An 18,967-nucleotide genomic window follows, 5' to 3' on the forward strand; every position below is an offset into this window, starting at 1 on the left:
TGTGGGACCACCTCTATCGATGGTTTTCCATTTAGTACCATGCAATGGATCCGCAGCCAAAGCTAAGCTAGACACCAGTGACAAACCGATTAGGCTAAGAGTTGTTTTTATCATTTTAGAACCTCTATTGAACATAGTAAGAGATGTGCATTCCTGATCTTCCAAAAGGTGGATACACAAGACTTGGAAAATTACAAAGCATCAGCCTTGCTGTCTTCAAAGGCTATATTCACAAAAAAATAAGTATATATTGTGGATTTTATATACTGATTTTGAATATCTAGAATCTGGATCGTGTAGAAAAATAGAATAAATGTTGAGCTTTGTTTATAACATTTGGGGTTTGTATCACTTTTATAAATATCAAACGCAGTTTGAATTAAAAGAATGGGAGCTACAATCCGTAAAAAAGTAGGAGCTAATAGGCTCATTTAAGCTTTCATTTTTTATTGTAATCATGGTGAATTAGATTAATTTGATTTGAAGAAATACCGCTTAAGAGCTATGTATAGTATTCATATTTTAGAATTAAATAAAATCATTTCATTCATAGATTAGAACTCGTTAAGCTTGTGCTATGAATAATACGAAAATGCGGCTTGATCACTGAAATTGATTAAGTGTGTATAGGAATAACGATGAAAAATTTTAACAACAAAGTCGCAGCCATTACTGGAGCAGGTTCAGGTATTGGGCAGCAGTTAGCCATTCAACTGGCTCAATCAGGTGCGAATCTAGCATTAAGTGATCGGAACCTTGACGGTCTTGCACAAACGTCTGAAATGATTAAGCACACCGGTGTGAAAATAACTCAGACCCAGTTAGATGTATCTGATCGTGCCGCTGTCGAGCAATGGGCGACTGCAACCCAAGCTGAATTTGGTCAGGTCAATTTGATCTTTAATAATGCGGGTGTCGCGCTAGCCAGTACAGTAGAAGGTATGCATTATGATGAAATTGAGTGGATTATGAATATCAATTTCTGGGGGGTGGTATATGGGACAAAAGCATTTTTACCGTATTTAAAACAAAGTGGTGATGGACATATTGTGAATATTTCCAGCTTATTTGGTTTGACAGCTCAACCGACTCAAAGTGCCTATAATGCAACTAAGTTTGCAGTCCGTGGTTTTACAGAATCTTTACGTCAAGAATTAGATTTGGAAAATGTCGGAGTGAGCGCTACCTGCGTGCATCCGGGTGGAATTCGAACCAATATTGCAAATAGCGCACGTATGAGTGACAGTATTCGCGCGTTGGGTATGAATCCAGATAGAGCCACGAAAGCCTTTAATAAAGTGCTGAAAACACCGCCTGAAGTTGCAGCAAAAGTGATTTTAGATGCAGTGAAACAGAATAAACGTCGTGTTTTAATCGGCAATGACGCCAAAATCATTGATTTAATTCAGCGGATTGCACCTACACGCTATGCCCAAGCCATAGATCTGCTCAGTGGTAAGAAAAAACGTAAATAATTCAAAGATAAGTAAAAAAGGGATGATGCAACATGATCCTTTTTTTTGATTCTGTATTGTCAAAATATTTATTTGAAAATGTATTTCTAATATGAATTTAGCAGTATTAAAGAAGATGCACTTTTGAAATCACAAAAATTTAGCATGAGTTCAATTGATTAAAAATTTTGAACTATTTAGAAGTAAAATATGAGAAAAAATGATATTTAAATAAAAAATGAACACTTCACCACAAAATATAAGACTATTTTAGCTTGCTAACGGAATTGTATTAAAAACGTCCTAAGGATTGGACTACACAGGTGACTTAAATGGAATTAAGACATTTAAAATATTTTGTCATGGTTGCACAAGAACTTAATTTTAGCCAAGCGGCCTTAAAACTTTATACGGCTCAGCCTTCTCTTAGCCAACAAATCAAAGACCTCGAAGAGTTTATTGGCGTACAGTTATTTATTCGCTCTAAACGTAAAGTTGAACTGACCGATGAAGGAATTGTTTTTTTGGAACATGCCAAAAATATTTTGGAATGTGCCGATAAAGCAGTAGCGATGACGCGCCAAGTCAAAAAAGCCAAAGACCAAAAAATCACCATAGGCTTTGTACCAGTTGCAGAAATGAAAATTTTCCCTTTTATTATTCCGAAACTCACAGAGATGTTTCCTGACTTAAAGGTTGAACTTTTAAGCTTAAATGACACTCAAATCATCAGTGATTTACATAATGGACGTATTGATATCGCCATTTCTAGGGCAGATGTTAATAACCATGAAATTTCGAGCCAGTTGATATTTGAAGAGCCTTTGATTTTCTTGATGAATAATCAGCATCCATTTGCAAATCAAAATAAAATATCAGTCAAATCTTTAGAAGAAATAGATTTTATTATTCCGGCTGAGGAAGTGTCGTCAGTTTTGCATCATAAGATTTTAAAATTTGCAGAAGACAAAAAGATCAACTTAAAAATCATCCAACGCGCCAGTAATATTTTATTCAACATTAATTCAATCAATATCACACAGTCGTGTACGATTTTACCGAGTTATATTGCAGATATTGCTTATGAAAATATTATTGTCAAAAAGTTAGATACGGATCTTCCAACAATCAACTTATATATGAGTAAGCGCAGTACAAATACATCACCTAGTGTGCAAGCATTTATAAATTTAATTAACGATTTTTTTCATTTGAAGTTTGATTGAAGTATATCATTTAGTTAATTGATTCTGTTTAATAAATGATCTTCTTAGGGGGGTAAAAACCTTTAGATTTACGCTGATGATAAAGTTTATGTTGGTTCAAATTAGATGGTTTTTTTAAACTAAGGCTAGGTGGCGATTACTTCATCATAAAAATTGAATCTGTGCGTTGCTATGCTTATTTGCCTAAAGGGTTCACTGGATTGCCAAAGTTGCAGAGCTTTTATTGACTGCTGTGGGATTAGATGCGCAAGAAGCTTTTGAAATCGCTCATCGAGAGTTGCCTGAATTAATCTACAACTAAATGAAAGCATTTAGTTGTAGATTAAACAAAGAAGATGTAACTTTCCATCTTCTTTGTAGTAGTAATGCTTTTGGATATTATGAACTTTTAGAATCTTGAGCCGTTGTCATCGGCGCTTGTGTAGTTACACGTTTGGTCAAAATGACATGTGCCGCGACACCGATACAAATCCCCCAAAATACTGAGCTTAGCCCTAAAAAATGCATACCTGAGGCTGTCGCTAAAAAAGTGATCAGCGCTGCATCACGGTTGGCCTCATTTTTCATCGCAACCGACATATTTGTCCCAATCGCACCTAATAACGCTAAACCTGCAAGTGCAGCGACCAACTCTTTAGGTAATAGGCTAAATAACATGACAATGCTGCCTGCAAATAAGCCGCCTAAAATATAAAAAATACCATTGGCAATACCGGCTATATAGCGTTTTTCTTTAAGTTCATGTGCATCTTTGCCCATACACATGGCTGCGGTGATAGACGCTAAAACAATAGTAATGCCTCCGACACATGCGACAACGAGCGAGGCAATACTGGTCGCTGTGATAATGGGTTTAGCTGGTGTGTCATATCCACTGAGTTTCATGATCGCCATCCCCGGAAGGAATTGACCACTCAGACTGACTAAGATTAAGGGAATCGCCAAATTTAAAGTTGAGTTCCAAGTCCAAATTGGGGCAATAAACTGTGGTATAGCGAGTTGAAAATTCACATCAACAGGATTAATTTTTCCTAATGAAAAACTCAAAACGACTCCAGTCAGTAAGACCCAAATCATCGCGTAGCGTGGCGATAGTCTTTTCGAAAAAAGAAAGACCAATAACATGCCAAAGACAATGATCGGCATACTATCTGTAGCAGTGAACAGTCCAAGCCCAAACTGAAATAAAATACCTGCCATCATTCCCGCAGCGACATCTTGAGGAATCCATTTTAGGAGTTTGTCAAAATAGCCGGTGATTCCAATCAAAAAAATAACAATAGCAGACGTGATATAAGCCGCTATGGCTTCATTTAGCGAAATATTCGGAAAGAGGGTGACTAAAAGAGCCGTACCGGGCGCTGACCACGCGGTAATCACCGGGGTTTTATATTTAATAGAGAGATAAATACCCGCCAGTGCTGCGCCAATAGAAATCCCCCAAATCCATGAAATCATCATGGCTGGGGAGACTTGGGCTTTTTGTGCGGCTTGGAAAAAAATAATCAGTGGACCTGAATAGGAGATCAGCACGGCTAAAAATCCTGCAACCGTCGCTGAGATCGACCAATCTTCTTTTAATGTTTTTAACAGGGGTGCCATCGCTTTTGCCTCCATGCGACTATGTCAATGAGCCTGTTGAATTTAACCAATGATTTTTAGAGATTAACCTTGATCTCCACCACCAACAGGGACGACTGTTCCTGTCATATAAGATGAATCATCGGATGCCAAAAATAAGATGGCATTGACTTGTTCCTGAATTGTGCCATAGCGGCCTAAGAATGTGCGGTCAATGGTTTGATCGACCACGTCTTGCATCCATTGTTTTTCATGATCTGACAATGGGTTGGCGTTTCTAGGTACTTTTCGTGGTGGTGCTTCTGTGCCACCTGTGGCTACGGCATTGACTCGAATACCATCTTTTGCATGCTCAAAAGCGAGTGCAGCGGTTAAGCCATTGACCCCACCTTTTGACGCTGAATATGGCACACGGTTAATACCACGGGTTGCAATAGAAGATACATTCACAATCGTCCCTTGCTGATTTTTAATCATTTCAGGTAACACGGCTCGGCAGCACCACATAGTTGGAAATAATGAACGATTAACTTCCTTAATGATTTCTTCTTCTGAAAACTCTTGGAAGGGCTTCATCCAAATCGCACCTCCGACGTTATTGATCAAGATATCAATTCGGCCATATTTTTTAATGGCTTGGGTAGCAACTAATTGAGCGCCTGAATATGTTTCAAGATTGGCTTTAATAATAATGGCATCGCCATTATGGGCTTGAATATCGTTCAGCGTATCTTCAACAAAATCTGAAAGATCTGCCAATACCACTTGAGCGCCTTCTCGGGCCACTTGTAGTGCGACTCCACGACCGATACCTTGAGCGGCACCGGTTACAATCACAACTTTATTGCTAAATCTGGCTTGTTCTGACATTAAACTATTCTCCCTTAATTCGCTGAGAATTTTTCAAACAAGAAGTTTGCAGGTTTAACGCCTTCTGTATCTAACCAGCCACGTACAGCTTCAACCATCGGCACAGGACCACAGAGATAAATATCTACATCGCCGTTGTTTAACCAATCTTTTTCAACATGACTGGTCACATAGCCTTTACGTTCATGCTGTGACTCAGGGTGAGCGACCACAGTACGGTATTCGAACCAAGGGAGTTTGCTTTGTAATTCATCGAGCTTGTCTTTTGCCACGATGTCAAAGTCATTGGTTACGCCAAATACAAGACGAACAGGTTGTTCAGAACCTTTTTCTTCAAGCACTTGTAACATGGACATAAACGGCGCAATACCTGTACCACCTGCAAGCATGACCACAGGGCGGACGACATTACGCAGATAAAAACTACCAAAAGGACCTTTGAAGGTCATTTTGTCGCCGGCTTTCGCATCGGCACTCAGGAAGGTACTCATTTTTCCTTCAGGGACATTACGAACCACGAAGCCTGTTAAACGATTGCCCGGCTTTGAACTAAACGAATACGAACGAGTTTCTTCAGTCCCCGGAATGCCGACATTGACGTATTGACCTGCCAAGAAGTTAATGTCAGGTTGATCTTCGTCCAGTTGAATATCAAAGGTAATCGTAGAATCCGACATATTTTCAACACGAGACAATGTGCCTTGAAACTCATGAATTTCAGTTTTACACACGTCAGATGATGCACTGATTTGGAAAACAGCATCTGAACTTGGACGACATTGGCAAGCTAAAATATAACCTTGCTCAGCTTCTTCGGGGGTTAAAGCGTCTTCGATATAAGATTCTTCAGGCATGTCGTAAGTTCCCGACTCACAAAATGCACGGCATGTCCCACATGCGCCATCACGGCAATCTAGAGGGATATTGATTTTTTGACGATAGGCTGCGTCGGATAGGGTTTCACCTTGAGCAACACTAATAAAACGAGTAACGCCATCTTCAAATTGAAGTGCAACATTATGGTTTGACATGGCTGAATATCCTTTTGAAAATCTGGTATAACGTGTCCTTTCAGCCAAATATCCTTCTGGCTGAAAGTAAAACCTTGCTTAGTGAAATAAGCTTTTAGAGGTGATAAATATCAATAACTTGGTTGATATAATCGTTTTTCAGAACAACATATTTGCTGAGGATTTTTGGCTGCTCACCTGAAAAATCAATTTCATAACGTGACATGCCAAAGTAGCTATAGTTGGTTTTGTAGCGGAAACTTAAGGTGTTCCAGTTAAAACGCACCGTCACTTTGTCGCCATCACGTTCAATAATCTCGACGTTATTAATGTTGTGGCTGGTTCGGGTATCTGGCATCGTGGCAGATGAACGCTCAGTTTTAATGCGGAAGACACGGTCTTCTAAACCTTGACGGTCTGGATAATAAATCAAAGAAATCTCAGACAGAGGATCTTCCGTTAGGCGGTCATCGTCATCCCAAGCAGGCATCCAAAATGATGCAGATGGGGCATAGCACGCTAGCCATTCATCCCACTTTTCATCATCTAAAAAACGCGCTTCGCGGTAGAGGAACTGAGATACAGCTTCAATGCTTACGCTGTCTAAATGTGCAGTTGCATTCATGCGACATCTCCTTGTTCATTTGCGACTTGTTCTGCCAATTCTTTTTCTTCAGCGATGGCATGTTTCATGGTTTTTAACCAATATTGATGCTGAGCAAGGTAAAGACCTTCATCTTCGGTTTTGATGCCACTTAATAGTGGTTTTAAACCAATTTCATTGGCTGCATCATCCGGTCCATGAATCCAGTGTTTTGAACCACGGCACATGTCGTTCCATTCCAGCTCAATCCCTGCATAACCTGCTTGGCAGGCACGGAATTCTTCTAAGTCGTCAGGTGTTGCCATGCCTGAAGCATTAAAGAAGTCTTCATATTGACGAATACGACGTGTACGTGCTTCTGGCTCTTCACCAACAGGGGCGATACAGTAAATGGTGACTTCAGTTTTATTGACAGAAATCGGGCGTAAAACTCGAATTTGTGAACCGAATTGATCCATTAAATAAACGTTTGGATAAAGACATAGGTTACGTGAACGTTCAATCATCCATTTCGACATCGGCGCGCCAAATTTTTCGGTATATTCATCGGCTTTGCTAAAGTTTGGACGATCTTCTGGGTTTGCCCATTGGGTCCATAACAACATGTGACCACTGTCAAAACCATAAGAACCACCACCTTGTTTGCCCCAAGAACCCGCACTCATGGCACGAATATTATCTGCCGCTTGTGCTTCTTTACGGTGCTGTGTGGTTGCTGCATAGTTCCAATGCACGGCTGAAACGTGATAGCCATCTGCGCCATTTTCAGCTGTCAGTTTCCAGTTACCTTCATAGGTATAGGTAGATGAACCACGTAAAACTTCCAAACCGTTTTCCGACTGACCTTCGATCATGTCGATAATTTTGGTGGTTTCACCTAAGAATTCTTCAAGGCTTGGCACATCAGGATTTAAGCTACCAAATAAAAAGCCTTTATAACTTTCAAAGCGCGCGACTTTTTTCAAGTCATGTGAACCATCTTGGTTAAAGCAATCTGAATAACCAGCTTCAGCAGGGTCTTTAACTTTGAGCAATTTACCTGAGTTATTAAAAGTCCAACCATGGAATGGACAGGTGTAGGTTGCTTTGTTGCCTTTTTTATAACGACATAACTGTGCGCCACGGTGTGAGCAGGCATTGATCATGGCATTCAGTTCACCATTACGGTTACGTGCAATGATGATCGGCTGGCGACCGATATGAGTCGTGTAATAATCATTGTTATTTGGAATTTGGCTTTCATGTGCCAAATACACCCAGTTACCTTCAAAAATGTATTTCATTTCAAGATCAAATAAAGCTTGATCAGTAAATACTGAGCGGTGCAGTTTAAATTCACCAGTGTCAAAATTATCGACAAGAAGTTCATCAATACGATCTAGATGGCTGGTGTTAATTACAGGAATACGTGGCATGTCCATTCTCCGACTGTCCAATGAGGGGATAGTCACCGAGTTGTCAAACTTGGATGAGACAGCTCGGCTTCCTTAGATTGAGTAATTAAGCGCTAGCGCGTCGACGATCTACTTCAGTATTTGGTGCAGCAGCTTGTTCTTTAACTAACTCAACATTAAAGCTAATGTGTTTAAACGGCTGGTTTAGACCACGACGTGCAATTTCAGCTTCGTCTGTGACATCAACAGCAGTTGCCACCAGACCATCACGAGTTGCAAAGGCAAAGTCGTCCCAAAGGTATTTATCACCTTCGATGTTGAATTGAGTGGTTAGCTTGCGGTAACCCGGTGCAGAGATAAAATAATGAACATGTGATGGACGGTTACCATGACGGCCTAATTTGTCTAAAACAAATTGAGTTGTGCCTTCTGGAGGACAGCCATAACCAACTGGCATCGTGGTTTGTGCAACATATTTACCGTCTTGGTCAGAAAGAATTGTACGGCGAAGGTTAAAGTCTGATTGAGACTTATCAAAGAAAGAATAGTTACCCAGGCTGTTGGCATGCCAAATTTCAACTTTAGCGCCTTCAATGATGTTGCCTTCGGTATCTGTCACTGTACCTTCAATAAACAGAGTTGGAATTTTATCGGTTTCCGTACCATCGTCCATACGAGCAAAGCCCACTGATTCAGGTGCGCCAGCCACATATAAAGGGCCTTCAATGGTACGTGGTGTACCACCTGTAATACCTGCTTTCGCATCAGCTTCATCCGCACGTAAATCAAGATAGTGCTCTAAACCTAAACCTGCGGCTAAAAGACCTAATTCGTTTGCTTGACCCGCGTCTGTAAAATATTCTAGACCTTTCCATAGTTCAGTTTGAGTAATATCCAGATCTTCAATCGCTTGGAATAAATCACCCAATAAACGTACCACAACTTGCTGTACACGTTGGTCAACAGGCCCTGTCGCTGTATCTACGTTCATTTGTTTAACCAGAACATCAATCTCTTGACGGTTCATACTATATCTCCTTAAGTATGCATTTAAGTATGGGTGGCTATCACTCGATAAAAGAGGTCTTTGGCTGCCACGTTCCTTGTTTGGTTGTCTAACAATACTTTTTAAGTTGTTTCGTGTAGCGGCTGAAGCTTCTTTCAGGGAATGCACTGCACGATGTTTTTGATCTGTTGGATGGGATTAAATTTGCTTAATCCTGTCTATGTGATATACCTTAAAAGAATAAAATCTTCACGTCGAAGATCAAATTTGCATTTTATTATACTTAATAGGTATCGATAACCATGGAACTAAGACACTTAAGATACTTTGTCGCGGTGGTTGAAGAGCAGAGTTTTACTAAAGCGGCAGAAAAACTATATATAGCTCAACCACCTTTGAGTCGGCAGATTCAAAATTTGGAACATGAGCTTGGAATTCAGTTATTTGAACGCGGTAGCCGTCCGCTTAAGACTACAGAAGCAGGTCAATTTTTTTATCATCATGCTTTAAAACTTTTGTCTAATGCAGAAGAAATTAAATCAATGACGAAACGAATCGGTTTGACAGAACGGACCGTGACAATCGGTTTTGTGAGCTCTTTATTGTTTGGTTTACTTTCGAATATTTTGTATTTATTTAAACAACAACATCCACATTTAAAAATAGAAATGGAGGAAATGGCCACCACAGAACAAATCAAAGCATTAAAAGAAGGCCGTATAGATGTCGGCTTTGGTCGATTGCGTATTTCAGACCCCGCGATCAAACGGGTTTTACTGCGCGAAGAACGTTTAGTGGTAGCCTTACATGCAAGTCATCCTTTCGCACAAAAAAAGGAAGGAGTCTATCTTGCAGATCTGATCGATCAGCAATTGATTTTTTATCCAAATCACAATAAACCGAATTTTTCGACCCAAGTGCGTGGCATATTTTCAGAGTATGGTTTGGAACCTAAAAAAGTACGTGAAGTTCGTGAATTACAACTGGCATTGGGCTTTGTTGCGGCGAACGAAGGGGTTTGTATCACCCCAATGAGTGCCCAAAGTGTGCAATTAACACATTTAACCTTTGTTCCTATCTTAGATGAAGCCGCGATTAGCCCTGTATTTATGGCTGTACGTAATATGGATGAGAGCGAAGATATTCGTGGTTTATTTGATAGCGTTTATCAAGTATATGATTTAGAAGCGATTCCATATGATCGTGCTGTGTTTTGAGTATTGTGTTGATAGACGTTCAGATGAACTGCAGTTATGAAATGATCTATTTAAATAAAGCGGAATCAAGGGATTAATTTGTATTCAACTTTTTAGGTATACAAACATGCCTAATCGGTTTTGGACATTAAGCACCGACTTATTCATTGTGAAAAGCGAATTTTACAAGCTTCACAATTAGGAGGTGGGCTATGCAAAACCAGAAAATTAATATTAATACCTTGGTTGATGAAGCCAAATTTACGCCATTTCATTGGGGTGTTTTGATTTGGTGTCTTTTGATTATTATTTTTGACGGTTATGACTTGGTGATCTATGGCGTTGCCTTACCGTTGTTGATGCAAGAATGGTCATTATCTGCGGTACAAGCCGGCTTATTGGCAAGTACGGCTTTATTTGGCATGATGTTTGGTGCCATGTGTTTTGGCACACTGTCCGATAAAATTGGTCGTAAAAAAACCATTATGATCTGCGTCGGTATTTTTAGTGGTTTTACCTTCTGCGGCGCTTTTGCAAGTACTCCAGTTGAGTTTGGTATTTTACGCTTTCTTGCCGGTCTAGGCATCGGTGGCGTTATGCCGAACGTTGTGGCATTAATGACAGAATACGCGCCAAAACGTATACGCAGCACCTTGGTTGCACTAATGTTTAGTGGTTATGCCATTGGTGGTATGGCTTCAGCATTATTGGGAGCTTGGTTAGTGCCAGTATATGGCTGGAAAATCATGTTTTATATTGCGATTATTCCATGTCTTGCACTGCCTTTAATTTGGAAATTCCTCCCTGAGTCATTGATGTATTTAACCTCGAAGCATCAAACAGATACGACTCGAACGATTGTCTCAAAAATTGCCCCTGAACATGTCCTCACAACGGATACTCAATTTGTACTCAATGAAATTTCTGAAGAAGATAACGCTCCGTTAAAAGCATTATTTCAACAAGGCCGTAGTTTCTGTACGTTTATGTTCTGGATTGCATTTTTCATGTGCTTACTGATGGTTTATGCACTTGGAAGTTGGTTACCAAAATTGATGATCCAAGCTGGCTATTCGCTTGGTGCAAGTATGATTTTCCTCTTTGCACTGAATATTGGTGGAATGGTAGGTGCTATTGGTGGTGGTGCTTTGGCAGACCGATTCCATATCAAAAAAGTTCTGAGCATCATGTTCATGTGTGGCGCATTGGCTTTAATCTTACTGGGCTTTAACAGTCCGCAAATGGTTCTGTATACCTTAATTGCTGTTGCAGGTGCAGCTACCATCGGTTCACAAATCTTACTTTATACCTTTGTCGCACAATACTACCCAACCACGGTACGTTCTACAGGTATGGGCTGGGCATCGGGCATTGGACGAATTGGTGCAATCATTGGACCGGTACTTACTGGTGCGCTGTTAACCATGAATTTGCCGCATCAAATGAACTTCTTGGTGATAGCCATTCCCGGTGTCATTGCTTCTTTAGCAATATTTATGGTGAATTTGCAAGCGTCTGTAGAGGCATCTACTCAAGGTCAATCGCCAAAACCCAATACGCAAGCTATCAAAAATCCAGCGAATTAAGCCGATATTTAAAGATTTAACATTACCCCAAAATTTTAAGTTTCTAGGCCCTGATGCACAGCATGAGGGCTAGTGGGAAATTGTGACAAAAAATAAGGAAAGGGCATCGCCCAAATCGAGGTCAGGATGAAAACTCAAAAGCTAAATTTAGTCAAAAAAACCTTTAAAATTAAACTTATGATACTAGCTTGTGCAGCCGCGTTCCCCATGTGGACACATGCGGCAGTCAGCGAGGCTGAAGTTGAACAGTTGCGTGAAGAAGTCAAAGCGTTAAAAGCCATGATGCAGCAATATGTTCAACAGCAAAACACTTTGTCGAGTGAAATCAAAGATGTAAAACAACGACCTGTAGTTGCTGCACAGACTCAAACACCGAGCCTGAGTTTAAATACCAAATCGGGCGCTGAGTTTAGCTTGTATGGCAATGTGCGTGCAGATGCATCTTATCAGGCAGAAGGCGGCAGCTTATCTCGCCTGTATAACCAAATGAATAGTGTTCCGCTAGAAGGGAATGCTGAAAGTTCAGATCGTTTAAAAGCAACACTTGCTGCCACACGTTTAGGACTAGACTTTAAAACGCCGACTCAAGTGGGAGATGTAGGCGGTAAAATTGAAGTCGACTTTTTGGGCGCAAATGATGGACTGCGGATTCGTCATGCCTATTTGACCTATGGTGATTGGTTGGTGGGGCAAACATGGTCTAACTTTGCTGTACCTGATTATATGCCTGAAACCATTGATGCATTGGGCTATGTCGGTGGTGCTGTTAAGCGTACACCGCAAGTTCGCTATAGTCACAAATTTAGTCCTGAGACAAATCTAGTATTTGCCGCAGAAGATTCTAAGGATGACAGCTCAAATATGCGTTTGCCTGCATTAACAGCGCGGTTAAACCATAAAATGACAGATACACTCATGTTGAGCACACGTGCGATGGGTGCTGAAAAGAAAACGGATACGGATACAGAAACTGCATGGGGGCTTGGTCTAGGCGCAAAACTAGATTTGACGGATAAAACAGTGCTCAAAGCGGATTATTACCATGTCAAAGGCGACAGTAGTTTTGTGTCATGGACCAACCAAGGTTTTGTGACCAATGCAGATAAAGACATCATCGCCACCAATGAATTTGACTCGATTACAGTAGGTTTAACTCAACAAATTTCAGCACAATGGCGCGGAACATTGGGCTATGGTTATATGAAAGCAGATAACAATGCAGATTATGTCAACTCATTAGTCGATAAAACCAAGGCCAATAAAAACTTGTGGCAAGCATGGGCAAATGTATTTTACAGCCCTGTTAAGCCGATTAGTTTAGGTCTGGAATATGTCTATGGTGAACGTGAAGCTTTTGGCGCTGCACCAAATGGCAGTACTAAAGGTGAAGATAATCGAATCAATGCAGTCGCGATGTACAACTTCTAATGCTGTTACAGAGAATTGTTTAATTTAAATTGCCTTAGAAATTTCAATATCAATTTAACGAGAGCGTGATTGAAAGTATGTTCAGGATTTGGCATCTAACTTTCCGACAATCTTTCAATGCGTACTCTCAATCCATACACGCCCTTGATCTTTATCGATTGAGGGCTTTTATCTTATTTAGAAAATTTTATTTTTTGACTAAAAAATATAATTATCTGTTTTATTTCATTTAACAAATCATTTGAATATAAAAATACGAAGAAGAATATTGATAAAAATCATGAATTTTGAAATATTTTGATACATACATGATGATAAAACACACTACAATCCTTGCCGTCAAATTCGTTTCACTTAGAAGACGCAATCATGGATGTCCCTCAATTTTCCAAATATAGCAACACGTCACTTAAGCTTTTAAGCCTGATGATGCTTACTGCAATGGCACAATATAGTGTTGCAGATAGCAATGTATTACCTGAAATCACCATTAACGTTGAACAAAGTTCAATGGATGATCAAATAAAAAAAGCACTGACTAAAGTAAATGGTGCAACCAATGCGATCGTTGCAGCAGACATTCAAGATGTACCCAAGCGAACAAATGCTGATTTATTTAAAAATCAACCGGGGATTTACGCAGCATCTTCAGGAAATGAAGGGGTAAAACTGTCGATACGTGGCTCGGGGATCAATCGTGCACCGGGGGCGCATGCTTCAGGGTTGTATGTAACCTTAGATGATTTGCCATTTACAGGGCCAGGAGGAACACCTTATGAACTGCTTGAGCCGCTGTGGGTAGACCATATAGAGGTTTTACGAGGGGCGAATGGTTTAACACGTGGTGCATTAAGCTTGGGTGGTCTAATTAACTATGCTAGCCCAACTGGAAAAAATGCAGCAAAACTGTCAGTGCATCACGAAATCGGCAGCCACGGTTATCAAAAAAGTGAAATCAGCTCAGGACAACAAATTGGCGACTTAGACTATTATCTTTCCTTAACGCAAAGTGATGATGACGGTTTTCAAGATCATGCTTCAAGCCAGAGCAAAGGTTTATCGGCCAATGTGGGATATAAAATAAACCCTAACCTAGATACACGTTTTTATCTGCGTTACCGAGAGACTGAACACCAAACACCGGGACGACTAACCCAACAACAGATTGAACAAGATCCAAAACAAGCAGTAGCCCTAAATATCTCGCTAAATAACAATCGCCCGCAGCCGGGAAGTCTTTGGTTGGCGAATAAAACCAATATGACTTTGGACTCGGGCGATCGTTTACAGTTGGGTCTGGCCTATCATCATTATCCGATGGATTTGCAAGAAGGTTTGTATAGTACCGATGTTGACTATGACGATATCATTACCTTATTTAACTACCAATTTGACCGAACGCTATGGGGGCATGAAAGCCAAAATACTTTAGGTTTTCGTAGTACCACGCATTTGCCAGATGGTCAGGTCGTTGAACGCTTGCGTGTAGCGCAAGGCGCCTATGCTGCGGGTACAGAAACGCGGCATTATACCTACCAAGGTGGTGACTATGTTTTACATTATGCCAATGCCTTGGCACTACACCCACAGTTTTGGCTCGATAGTCGAATTGCATTGGCGTACACCCATCGTGAAAGTGAAGTGACATGGCCTGTGCAAAGTCATAAAGAAAATATTCGTGAATGGAATGTCCTGCCATCGCTAGGTTTTCGATATCAAATCCAACCTGAAACACAGCTCTTTGCCAATGTCAGTCGAAGCTTAGAATCACCACATCCTTGGGCTTTAATTTGGGGTTCGGATCAAAAGTTCCCCGACGAAAGTGGCGCAGCGACGGGACGCCAAAATGCTCCGATTCATTTGAATAGTCAGACAGCGAATACTCTTGAACTAGGTGGGCGTGGTCAACATGCACTGGGTGAGTGGAATATTGCATATTACTATTCACAGGTTAAAAATGAACTGTTGGCTGTTGAAATCCAACCAGAGCCTAAAAAGATTATTGCCGAATCGAATGCTTCAGACACCATCCATCAAGGGATTGAAGTCGGTTTAAACAGTTCACTTTGGCAAAATGATACATATGGACAGGTTCAACTAAAACAAGCCTATACCTTGAATGATTTTCACTATAAAAATGATGCGGTATTTGGAAAAAATGAGCTTGCAGGTATACCAAAACACATCTATCAGGCTGAACTCAAATACGAACATCCTTTAGGCTTTTATGCTGCGGTGAATACACTTTATGCCGCAAAGGTCGCAACCGACTATGCCAATAGTTTCTACGCAAAAGATTGGCAAATTTGGGGAGCATCGTTCGGCTATATACAACCGCAAAAACAGTATATGGCTTGGTTGGATTTCAGAAATATAGCCAATAAAAAATATGCATCTACCATCACACCGGGCTATAACGATGCCGGCAAAGATCCTGCTCGTTTAACACCGGGTGAAGGTCGGGCGGTATATGCAGGACTGACGTATCATTTTAATTAAGCATCTTATATTCAAATACAGCGAACAATTGAAAAGCCTTATGCTGCGGATTTGAAAATAAAAAAGGGAGCCAATCAGCTCCCTTTTTTTAAATCTTTGATTGAGTTGTTAAGCAGTACGAGGCATATCTTGAATACGTCGCCATGGCTGAGCTTCTTCAATTTCATATGCCAGTTCGATCAAGGTTTTTTCATCACCGACATCGGCTGATATTTGCATACTGATCGGTAGTCCGTCGTTTTGCGTTTCTCCCATAGGAATCGACATACCCGGCGCACCCACCACATTTTGGATAGGGGTAAAAGTCACATAGTTCTGTATACGCTCAAATAATTGGTCAAACGGTAATTGAGGTGACAAATAGCCGATTTTAGGTGTGGTATGTGCAAGTACAGGCGATAGCAACACATCGTAATGCTTAAAGATTTCACGATATTGCTGCTGCATTTTCTTTAATCGATACAGAAATAGCGGGGTTTTATAAAAGTTCTTTTTATACAACTTCGATAAACCAACAGTTAAGTGATCTAACTCTTTTGGATTAAAGTCAGCGCCAAAAATTTTCTTACCAAAGGTACTCAGTAAAAAGGACAACATCCCCCAATATTCACTGAAATCTTCAACAAAGCTTAAGGAAAAAGGTAACTGAAGTTCTTCAACAGGATGGCCTAATTTTTCCAATAGTGCTGCGCTATGCATTAACGTTGCAGTTGTTTCGTTATCTATTTGCCCTGTAATCGATTGCGGGACTAAGCCTATGCGTAGTCGACGTTTAGAAGGGCCATGAATCATGCCTATTCGTGGCAGCTTTTTATTGTAATAACTTGACTCCATTCCTGCATAGAAATGCGCAGTATCTCGTATGCTACGGGTTAAGACACCTTCACTGATGATATTAATCGGAAGAGAGCCTGCTGCTTCACTGTCATAAGTACGACCACGACTAGGCTTTAATCCAATCAAACCGCAGCATGCAGCAGGGATACGAATCGAACCACCGCCATCATTGGCATGGGCAATCGGCACTACACCGGCTGCAACGAGTGCTGCAGAACCGCCAGAAGACGCGCCGCAGGAATAACTTAGATTCCAAGGGTTATAGGTGGCTGAGCCATCTTTATATTCGGTACTGGCATTTAGACCAAATTCAGGGAGCTTAGATTTTCCTAATACGACAAAACCTTGATCTAAGATTTGTTGGCTAATTTGAGGATTACGATCGGCTGGTTTTAAACCTATGGCCTTTGAACCATGGCGTGAGGGCAATCCTTGATAATCTAGATTATCTTTAAAGAAAAAAGGGACACCCGCAAAAAGACCATGTTCAACATATTGATTTTGCTCTAAAGCACGTTGAAAACAGTCCAGTTCAATGGCATTTAGATGCGGGTTCACTTGTTCCGCACGTGCAATGGCCGCTTGAGTTATTTCTTGCACGGAGGCTTCTTTAGATTTGATGAGCTGTGCAATCCCCACAGCATCCAGATCTGTGAGTACATCCGAACTAAAGGCATGTATGCGTTGACTGTGTTTTTGATCTTCCATGAACGAACCTATTTGTTTTTTGAATTTTGGGAAATATTGAATGAATTCATTGTGATCTCAACAACAAATATATGTATTTGAACAATATCTGTTTGAGCATAATAATGACAATAAAAATTGTCAAATATTCGTCTGATCTGAGGAAAGTGCAGAGATTGTACTAAGGAGGGCATTTAAAGCCTGTTGAATCTCATCCTTCCATGCAAAGGAACAATTTAAACGGATATATTGAGTTTTGGCTTCTGATACGTTAAATAAACGGCCTGGAGCAACACCGATCTGCTGTTGAATTAAGGCTTCATAGACCGCCATGCTTTCAATATTTTCTGGTAGTTTTAACCAAAGAAAATAACCACTTGGATGATATTGTAATTTGCATCCAGTCGGTAGGCGGCTTTCTAAATAACGGTAAAACTGTAATTTATGTTGCTGTAGACTTTTTCTTAAGACCCGTAAATGTTTTTCATAATGATAATTTGAAATAAATTCCACCAAGGCATTTTGCAATAAGGTATTGACGGAAATAGTACTCATGAGTTGTAAGTGTTGAATCGCTTGAGAGTATTTACCGGCGTGCACCCAACCGACCCGAAATGCAGCGCCCAACGTTTTAGAAAAAGAAGAGCAATGTAAGACCATATTATTTTGATCAAAGTATTTCATTGAAACAGGTTTCTTAGACGCATAATGCATTTCTTCATACACATCGTCCTCAATTAAATGCACATGATATTGGTGTAAGAGCACGGCAATTTTTTGCTTGATTTCATCACTCACTGTGAAGCCCACAGGATTATGTGAATTCAGCATCAACCAACAGATCTTGACGGGATAAGTTTTTAAAATATGTTCAAACGCGGTTAAATCAAAACCGTCTTGTGGATGTTCAGGTAAGGTCACCACTTTAAGGCCTAAGCGCTCTGCAGCTTGCAAGGCGCCATAGAAAATATTTTGCTGTAACACAATATAATCACCCGGTGAGGCAATGGCTTGTAAGGAAAGATTTAGTGCATCCATACAGCCTGAGGTAATCACAATATCCTCTAGATCTGTGGCAATGCCTTGCATGCAATAACGCTGTGCAATCAACTTACGAAGGGCTAAATTACCGGGTGGAAGATTATCAATGGCATCGTAACTTTTGGGATTTCGGGAAATTTGCCCCATGATTTGGGTTAACTTTTTAGAAAAAACAATGTCTTGAGATGGAAAGGCTGAACCCAATGGAATGATTTTTTCATCTTGTATTGATTTTAAATACTTAAAGACCAGAGAGTTAATTTCAACCGGCGTGTTTAAGGACACGATTTGAGCGTGTTCAGCCTCTATTTCGACTAAGCCTTGCGCCACATAGTAGCCTGATTTTTCACGTGCATAGATTAAGCCACGCGATTCTAACTCCTGATAAGCATTCATGACCGTGATTAAACTAAAGCCGGACAACTGCACTTGTTCACGCAAAGACGGGAGCTTTTGGTGCGCTTTTAAAGTGCCATTTTCAATCAGTTGACGTAGGTGCTGAGCAAGCTGTTCCGATTTATACATAGTCATTAACAAGACAAGATTCT

General features: G+C 40.4%; 14 protein-coding genes. 6 read left to right on the forward strand and 8 right to left on the reverse strand.

All coding sequences use genetic code 11. The features are described from left to right. Positions 1-638: 638 nt before the first annotated feature. Together AVJ20_RS06600 and hcaR are read left to right on the forward strand one after the other, a co-directional pair. Positions 639-1,475, forward strand: a complete 837-nt coding sequence (locus tag AVJ20_RS06600; RefSeq protein WP_111884638.1) for an SDR family NAD(P)-dependent oxidoreductase — start codon at positions 639-641, stop codon at positions 1,473-1,475. A gap of 311 nt (positions 1,476-1,786) precedes the next feature. Beyond that, entirely contained in the window at positions 1,787-2,680 is an 894-nt protein-coding gene (gene hcaR, locus AVJ20_RS06605) for a DNA-binding transcriptional regulator HcaR (protein ID WP_111884639.1), read from the forward strand. A 378-nt stretch (positions 2,681-3,058) separates the two neighbouring features. Here the strand turns inward: hcaR and benE are convergent, their stop codons facing one another. The 6 genes from benE to catA form a co-directional block, all read right to left on the reverse strand. Then, complete coding sequence (benE, locus tag AVJ20_RS06610) at positions 3,059-4,282, reverse strand: benzoate/H(+) symporter BenE (RefSeq protein WP_111884701.1); 1,224 nt, start codon at positions 4,280-4,282, stop codon at positions 3,059-3,061. Positions 4,283-4,345: 63 nt separating this feature from the next. After that, positions 4,346-5,131: a benzoate diol dehydrogenase BenD gene (benD, locus tag AVJ20_RS06615; RefSeq protein WP_111884640.1), complete on the reverse strand. Its 786-nt coding sequence runs from the start codon at positions 5,129-5,131 to the stop codon at positions 4,346-4,348. A gap of 14 nt (positions 5,132-5,145) precedes the next feature. Then, entirely contained in the window at positions 5,146-6,162 is a 1,017-nt protein-coding gene (benC, locus tag AVJ20_RS06620) for a benzoate 1,2-dioxygenase electron transfer component BenC (RefSeq protein ID WP_111884641.1), read from the reverse strand. Between the two features lie 94 nt (positions 6,163-6,256). Next, positions 6,257-6,766 (reverse strand): benzoate 1,2-dioxygenase small subunit, encoded by a 510-nt coding sequence (gene benB / locus AVJ20_RS06625; RefSeq protein ID WP_111884642.1) that lies wholly within the window; start codon positions 6,764-6,766, stop codon positions 6,257-6,259. Further along, positions 6,763-8,160, reverse strand: a complete 1,398-nt coding sequence (gene benA, locus AVJ20_RS06630) for a benzoate 1,2-dioxygenase large subunit (protein WP_078190863.1) — start codon at positions 8,158-8,160, stop codon at positions 6,763-6,765. The genes benB and benA overlap by 4 nt, the downstream gene beginning before the upstream one ends. A gap of 85 nt (positions 8,161-8,245) precedes the next feature. Further along, positions 8,246-9,166, reverse strand: a complete 921-nt coding sequence (catA, locus tag AVJ20_RS06635) for a catechol 1,2-dioxygenase (RefSeq protein ID WP_111884643.1) — start codon at positions 9,164-9,166, stop codon at positions 8,246-8,248. Positions 9,167-9,447: 281 nt separating this feature from the next. On the opposite strand from catA, the gene AVJ20_RS06640 reads away from it, so the two are divergent. The 4 genes from AVJ20_RS06640 to AVJ20_RS06655 all read left to right on the forward strand — a co-directional run bounded on the left by AVJ20_RS06640 (position 9,448) and on the right by AVJ20_RS06655 (position 15,854). Further along, a complete protein-coding gene (locus AVJ20_RS06640; RefSeq protein ID WP_111884644.1) occupies positions 9,448-10,362 on the forward strand; it encodes a LysR family transcriptional regulator in 915 nt (304 codons plus the stop codon). A gap of 191 nt (positions 10,363-10,553) precedes the next feature. After that, on the forward strand, positions 10,554-11,927 hold the full coding sequence (locus AVJ20_RS06645) for an aromatic acid/H+ symport family MFS transporter (protein WP_111884645.1): 1,374 nt from the start codon (positions 10,554-10,556) through the stop codon (positions 11,925-11,927). Positions 11,928-12,134: 207 nt separating this feature from the next. Further along, positions 12,135-13,355: a DcaP family trimeric outer membrane transporter gene (locus AVJ20_RS06650; protein WP_228157170.1), complete on the forward strand. Its 1,221-nt coding sequence runs from the start codon at positions 12,135-12,137 to the stop codon at positions 13,353-13,355. Positions 13,356-13,724: 369 nt separating this feature from the next. Further along, positions 13,725-15,854, forward strand: a complete 2,130-nt coding sequence (locus AVJ20_RS06655; protein WP_171319233.1) for a TonB-dependent receptor family protein — start codon at positions 13,725-13,727, stop codon at positions 15,852-15,854. Between the two features lie 108 nt (positions 15,855-15,962). Here AVJ20_RS06655 and AVJ20_RS06660 read toward each other — a convergent pair whose 3' ends face one another. Together AVJ20_RS06660 and AVJ20_RS06665 are read right to left on the reverse strand one after the other, a co-directional pair. Next, a complete protein-coding gene (locus AVJ20_RS06660) occupies positions 15,963-17,399 on the reverse strand; it encodes an amidase (protein WP_111884647.1) in 1,437 nt (478 codons plus the stop codon). Between the two features lie 120 nt (positions 17,400-17,519). Next, positions 17,520-18,944 (reverse strand): PLP-dependent aminotransferase family protein, encoded by a 1,425-nt coding sequence (locus tag AVJ20_RS06665; protein ID WP_111884648.1) that lies wholly within the window; start codon positions 18,942-18,944, stop codon positions 17,520-17,522. Between the last annotated feature and the right edge of the window lie 23 nt (positions 18,945-18,967).

Source organism: Acinetobacter sp. CFCC 11171 (assembly GCF_003268405.1).
Classification (GTDB): Bacteria; Pseudomonadota; Gammaproteobacteria; order Pseudomonadales; family Moraxellaceae; genus Acinetobacter; species Acinetobacter amyesii.